Below are 6,000 nucleotides of genomic sequence, written 5' to 3' on the forward strand. Positions count from 1 at the left end.
CCGGCTGCCCGCCGGGGCGGCGAGCTGAACCCCGCTACAGGATTACCGCAGGGTCACCGGACCGAACGGCATGCTGACCCCATGCGCCTACATCGAGACCGCCGAATACGCACCCCTGAACTGTCATCTGGAAAGTAGAGGTGGAGGCGGTGATCATTCGAAATGCCTGCCGATTCGCAAGGATTGTGTTCTGGCTCCTTGTGGGACTCCCCTTGCTTGTGGCGGCAGGCATCGCTGCCGCCCCTCCCGTCGGGCCGCCTCTGGGAATTCTTGCTGCGGTGGCAATCGCGGCCTGGTGGGATATTTGGGCCAAGCGATGCAGGATGGCCACGGATATCTGGACAACCAGTACGGCCGTCATCTTCTTGCTTGCCTATATTGTCTGCATCCGCATTGCCTAGGGCTCGCAGGAGACCAGGACGCCACTTCCAGCCCGACGAGTAGTTCCGAAGTCGGCCGGGTTTGTCGGTTCTGTTCCGGACGTGGGATTGGCCTCGACCGCATGTGCCGCCCCCGCCGGTCCGAGCATCGCGGCCGCTGCCACCGCCGCTGCACAGGAAATACGTCGAACAATCGCCATGAAAATCTCCCCCACTGGACCGCATTCGATCAAGGACCGCCCGCCGTGACCGCCTCCATCGCCCCGGACGCCTTCGAACGCTGGTACACCGCCTTCACCGAACCGGCCGGACGGACCCGGTGGACGCGCGCGGACCTGCTGATCGTCGTGCTGGTGGCCATCGGTTCGGTGAACAACGCCCTCAAACCGAACACCGGTCTGCTGTCCGACGCGGCACCAGGTCTCGTGGTGGCCCTGGTGGTGACGGCTGGCTTCCTGTGGCGCCGACAGGCCCCCCTGGCGGTCACGGTGCTGACCCTCGCGGGCCTCGTCCTGGACGGCGCCCGCACCCCGGTCTTCCTCGCGCTGTTCAGTCTCGCCAGGTACCAGCCGCGGCACCGCGCGGCGGTCATCACGACCGCCGGTGTGCTGTCCGTCCCGCTCAAGGCCCTGCTCCCCGGCCGCCCCGGGCAGTCGGTGGCGGACGACCTGCTCACCTCGGCGTTCTACGCCTTCTTCCCGATCGTCTGCGGCCTCGGCGCACGGGCCTACGAGCGCGGCATCGTCGCGCTGCGCGAGGAGCGCGAACGCCGGGTCGCCCAGACCAGGGCGGAGGAACGCGTCCGGCTGGCGCGCGAGATGCACGACGTCCTCGGGCACCGCATCGCGATCATCGCCATGCACGCGGGAGCCCTCGAATTCGTCCCCGGCGTGAAGCCGGAGAGCCGGCAGGTGGCCCGCGCCATCGGCGACACCGCCCGCGCCGGCCTGCGCGACCTGCGCCAGGTGCTCGGCGCGCTGCGCGACGGCCACGACACGGTCGTCGCGGGCCACTGCCTGACCGACCTGGAGAAGCTGGTGGCCGAGGCCCGCGCGGCCGGCCTGCCCGTCACCCTCGCCACGAACGTCTTCGACCCCGTCCCGCCGGAGATCGCCCTGACCGCGTACCGCACCGTCCAGGAGGCGCTCACCAACGTCGTCAAGCACGCCCCGGAGGCCAGGACCGAGGTGCGGATCACCTCGGCGGGCGGCAGGCTCGACACCATGGTGCGCAACGACCCCTCGCCGGACCCGGCCCGGCGGATCGCGGTCGCCGGCGACGGCTTCGGGATGATCGGACTGCGGGAACGCCTCTCCCTGCTCGGCGGGGACTTCCACGCCGGGCCGACCGGCGGGGGCGGCTGGAAGGTCGTAGCGTCGGTCCCGCTCGACAACCCCGCTGCGAACCCGTGACCCGAACCCCCCACTCGTGACCCGAACTCCCCACTTTCGACGGGTACGTCATCCACTTTCGTGAACGGCCGCCGTGCGAGTCTCGGAGATCTTGTTCCGGAGCCCCGGACGGTACAGGGACGAACCAGAGGAGACGGCAGTGATCCGCGTACTCATCACGGACGACGAGCCGCTCGTGCGGTTCGGACTGCGCGCGCTGCTGGACGCCACCGAGGACATCACCGTCGTCGGCGAGGCCGCCGACGGGGCCACGGCGCTCGCGCACACCCGGGCCCTCGCCCCCGACCTCGTGCTGACCGACCTGCGGATGCCCGGCATGGACGGCATCACCGCGACCAGGCAGCTGCTGGCCCTGCCGAACCCGCCGATCGTCCTGGTGCTGACCACCTTCGACACCGAGGAGGGCGTCACCGAGGCCCTCCGGGCCGGTGCCGCCGGCTACCTCCTCAAGGACGCCCCGCCCGAGCAACTGGTCGGCGCGATCCGGCTGGTGGCGGCCGGCGGCACGGTCCTGGCCCCGGCCTCGGCGACCCACCTCGTCAACGCCTCCCGGGACCGCGCCGCCCAGCCCGCCCGGATCCCGCCGGACCAGCTGCGCCGCCTGGACAAGCTCAGCGAGCAGCAGCGCGAACTCCTGCGCCTGGTCGGCAGCGGCCTGTCCAACGCGCAGATCGCCCAGCGGATGTACCTCGCCGAGGGCACCGTCAAGGCGTACGTCTCGCGGCTGCTCACCGCGCTCGCCGTCGAGAACCGGACGCAGGCCGCGATCCTGGCGCACAACGCGGGGCTGCTCGACGGGAAGTAACGCCCTCAGGGCGCAGCAGGGGCAGCGGGGGTGGCCCCCGGGCCGGGCTTGCGGGCGCCGTCACGGCAGCCCCCCAGCAGCAGTGCGTACACCGCCACGGCAGCGACCGACGCGCCCCAGTCGCCGTCCTGCAGCCAGAGCCAGGCCGAGCCGACCCACGGAATCGCGACCGCGACGACGCCCTTGAGCTGCTCGGCCCGTACCAGCGCCGGATCGGGCTCGTGGTTGGCATCGCCCTTGGTCCGGTAGGCAGCACCGTCCTCCAGCCGCTCGACGGCCCGGTGGGTCGTCATCCGGCCGCCGCGTGCCGCGTCCGCGAAGGAGATCACGGCACCGCCGCCGACCTCCCGCATGCCCGCGTGCCGGGTGGCGACGACGTCCCCCCTGCTGAGCGCGGGTTCCATCGAGCCCGAGACGACGACGGCCGGGCTCCAACCCCACATCAGCGCGGCCAGGGGCATCAGCATCAGGGTCGTGGCCATCGTGGCCGTCGCCCGGCACAGGGACACCCGCAGCACCGGCCACCAGCCCTCCGGCACGTCCTCGGCCGGTACCTGCTCGGTCCCGGGCTCCTGGGCCTCCGGCTCCGGAGCGCTCCCCTTGCCGTCCTCCGGCTTCGCTTCGCCGTTCACCCCGTACACCTTCCTGTCCCGTCGGTATCAACGCGCCTCGCGGCGGCGCCTGGGTCGGAAGCCAGGCACCGCCGCGAGGGTGTGGGGTCACTTCACGGAATCGATCTCGGCGCCGAGGTCGAACTTCAGGCCGGAGTTCGCGGCCCCCACCGGGGCGTCGGCGTCGAGCCTCCACTCCAGCGCGACGTCGGCCTTGTTCTCGGGGGCCTTGGCGTCCTTCCGGTTGAGCTTCGCCCGCAGCAGGGCCGTGCGGCCCATGGTGTTCTTGTCCTCGTTCGTCTTCTCGTACCACTCGGCGAGGGTCAGGTCCTTCACCTCCGGCTTGCCGCCCTGCTTGACGGTGAACTTGAGGTGCAGGTGCTTGGCCAGCTCGGACTGGGAGGGAATGATGACGACATCGCCCGAGCCGTTCGTGACGCTGATGTCCTTGAGCACCACCTGGCCCCAGCTCTCCTTGCCCTCCGACTTGCCGGGCTCGTAGGTGTAGGTCACCTTCGCACTGCCCGTCGCGCCGGGCATGAGGTCGGGCACCGTAACGACTGCCTTGGTGCCCTGGTCGCTCTTGACCGTGGACTTCGTCCAGGAGCCGGACTTGATGGTGTTGTCCTTGTTCCAGGTATCGGCGGTAACCGTCGCGTGGGTGGCGCCGAGCACCATCGCACCGGCGCCCAGGACGCCGACCGGCGCGGCCAGCAGCTTCGTCCAGCGCTTGGCGGTCTCGGTGCGGCGCTTCTTCATGGTCATCTGAATCGGTCTCTCCGGTTCTGGTCGTTCCGCATTCGGCCGGACCGGCCGAGCACGCATCGATCAAATACCGGACCGACGAATCCAAAGTGGACCGGAGCGGCAGCGAAAGTGGCATTCCCCGGTGTTACCGTCCTGCGGCACCGAATCCCCGGGAAGCGCCGCGCATCAGATTTCCCCCACGCCTGAGCGGAATTCCTCGCGCGTTACGGCGAGCCGTTCGTTCCCGGTTCCGGCCGGACGATCGGGGCGCCCGGCAGCGCGTCCTCGACGATGTAGGTGCCCTGCGTCCCCGGCCTGATCTCGACCAGCCGCTCGTGGGCGAGCAGGTCGAGGGCCTTCCGGACTGTGCAGGCCCCGACTCGATAGGTGGCCGCGAGTGGCTTCCGCCCCGGGAGCCGTCCGGTCAGCTGTCCCGTCTCGATGCGCGTGCGCAGGTCCGCCGCCACGCCGACCCAGGGCGGGCACCCGGGGTCGTCCGGCAGCAGCTGGACCGGCGGGCGCAGCCGGGTGACGGCGGCACGCCGGACGAACTGTGCCGTGGCCAGCGGGATCCGGTACCTGCGCGCGATCTCCCGTGCCGGCGGCAGCCGCTCGGGCGGCGAGCCCGGGGGGAGCCGGCGAACCAGGTACCCGGCGAGCTCCCGGTAGCACGGCCGTGGGCGTGCTCCGGCCGGTGCAGGGTCCGGGGGCCGGGCCTTCGTGCGGTTCATCCGGACCGTTCCCCCCGCGACTCGTACCTCCTTGCCCTTCTCATTGGAACCCGCCGGAACCCATCGAAAGTTGGCGACGGAGGCAGCGAAAGTGCTTTCCCTCGGGGATGAGAGATGACTCAGGGCGGAATCCGCGTGGACTTCCAACGGTGGCCTTCCTGACGAAAGTCCGCGCTTTTGTGACCGTAGGTGCATTCGACTGCTCGATGGGGAGTCGACTCCCCTTCGGTGGCCTAGCTTTGGCCGCGGCTGCCCTGAACGGGCGGATCAATGAAGGAGTTTCGGAAAACACATGCGTACCCGTATACGTACTGCAGTCGTCGTAGCAGGTCTCGTGGGCGCCGTGGCCCTCCCGGCCGGGAATGCGTTCGCCGACGGCACTGTCCGGTCGGTAGTGGCCGGGGGCCAGGAGATCCCGGCGAAGGAGCACAAGACAGTCCAGCTGATCGACGGCTACGTGGCGGACGTCACCACAGTGCAGGGCGACTACGCCGCAGCGGAGATCCACCTCGGGCTCAGCGGAACGCTGCTGACTCTCAGTGCGGGTTCCGCTGACTACCCCGAGGACACCGGTCACCACAATGGCCACACCTTCGTCCTGAAGGCCGACGGCACAGTGACCGCCACCAAGGACCCGGAGCACCTGGAGCGGAGGTCGGCCGGTTCGCAGGAACTGATCGACGGCTACACCGCGGACATCGTCAAGATCGTCTCCACGCATGACAAGACGGAGATGACGAAGGGCTACGAGGCCGGGATCCGCATCGGTCTCAGCGGGACACTGCTGACCTTGAAGACCACCGACGCTGCCCTCAGCGGCGCCGTCGGCCATCACAACGGTCACACCTTCACCCTGTCCGCCGACGGCAAGGTGACGGTGGCGAAGGACCCCGGTGGCCAGAAGCCCGACGGCGACCAGAAGCCGGGTGGCCAGAAGCCCGACGGCGACCACAAGCCGGGCAGTGACCAGAAGCCGGGTGGCAACCAGCCCGCCGGTGACCAGAAGCCCGGTGGCCAGAAGCCCGGTGGCCAGAGCCCCAGCGGGCAGAACGCCGCCGGTCAGGCCGGTGGCGGCCAGCAGCAGCGCAAGGCCGCTCTGCCGACCGTGCCCAAGGGCGGTGTCAAGGCCGGTGCCGAGTCCGCCGACTCGGACGCCGACTCCCGTGCCGGCATGCTCGCCGGGGGCGTCGGCCTGGCCGGCGCCGGTGCTGCCGGCCTCGCCCTGGCCCTGCGTCGCCGCGGCCAGGCCTGATCCTAGCCCCCACCCCCCCCCACCCCCCCCCAGGCCGCGGGGGCCCGGGGTGCCCCCGCGCC

7 protein-coding genes are annotated in these 6,000 nt (G+C 70.5%); 4 read left to right on the forward strand and 3 right to left on the reverse strand.

The genetic code is table 11. The features are described from left to right. Positions 1-140 precede the first annotated feature (140 nt). The 3 genes from ACFV8H_RS37295 to ACFV8H_RS37305 all read left to right on the forward strand — a co-directional run bounded on the left by ACFV8H_RS37295 (position 141) and on the right by ACFV8H_RS37305 (position 2,597). The gene (locus ACFV8H_RS37295) at positions 141-401 is read left to right on the forward strand and encodes a hypothetical protein (RefSeq protein ID WP_380408661.1); all 261 of its coding nucleotides are present in this window, start codon (positions 141-143) and stop codon (positions 399-401) included. Positions 402-625: 224 nt separating this feature from the next. Next, entirely contained in the window at positions 626-1,792 is a 1,167-nt protein-coding gene (locus tag ACFV8H_RS37300; protein ID WP_380408663.1) for a sensor histidine kinase, read from the forward strand. Positions 1,793-1,931: 139 nt separating this feature from the next. Further along, on the forward strand, positions 1,932-2,597 hold the full coding sequence (locus tag ACFV8H_RS37305) for a response regulator (protein WP_380408665.1): 666 nt from the start codon (positions 1,932-1,934) through the stop codon (positions 2,595-2,597). A gap of 5 nt (positions 2,598-2,602) precedes the next feature. Here ACFV8H_RS37305 and ACFV8H_RS37310 read toward each other — a convergent pair whose 3' ends face one another. The 3 genes from ACFV8H_RS37310 to ACFV8H_RS37320 form a co-directional block, all read right to left on the reverse strand. After that, a complete protein-coding gene (locus tag ACFV8H_RS37310; RefSeq protein ID WP_380408667.1) occupies positions 2,603-3,229 on the reverse strand; it encodes a signal peptidase I in 627 nt (208 codons plus the stop codon). A gap of 87 nt (positions 3,230-3,316) precedes the next feature. Then, positions 3,317-3,973: a hypothetical protein gene (locus ACFV8H_RS37315; RefSeq protein ID WP_380408668.1), complete on the reverse strand. Its 657-nt coding sequence runs from the start codon at positions 3,971-3,973 to the stop codon at positions 3,317-3,319. A 206-nt stretch (positions 3,974-4,179) separates the two neighbouring features. Next, positions 4,180-4,686: a GntR family transcriptional regulator gene (locus ACFV8H_RS37320; protein ID WP_380408670.1), complete on the reverse strand. Its 507-nt coding sequence runs from the start codon at positions 4,684-4,686 to the stop codon at positions 4,180-4,182. A gap of 394 nt (positions 4,687-5,080) precedes the next feature. Between ACFV8H_RS37320 and ACFV8H_RS37325 the strand changes: the two genes are divergently transcribed. Further along, positions 5,081-5,938, forward strand: coding sequence for a hypothetical protein (locus ACFV8H_RS37325; RefSeq protein WP_380408672.1), 858 nt, complete (start codon positions 5,081-5,083; stop codon positions 5,936-5,938). Positions 5,939-6,000: the final 62 nt, after the last annotated feature.

It is taken from the genome of Kitasatospora sp. NPDC059827 (assembly GCF_042731675.1).
In the GTDB taxonomy this organism is placed as follows: Bacteria; Actinomycetota; Actinomycetes; order Streptomycetales; family Streptomycetaceae; genus Kitasatospora.

Coding starts and splice junctions, on each gene's coding strand:
- ACFV8H_RS37315 (WP_380408668.1), bottom strand. CDS start 3,973: ATGACCATGAAGAAGCGCCGCACCGAGACCGCCAAGCGCTGGACGAAG.
- ACFV8H_RS37320 (WP_380408670.1), bottom strand. CDS start 4,686: ATGAACCGCACGAAGGCCCGGCCCCCGGACCCTGCACCGGCCGGAGCA.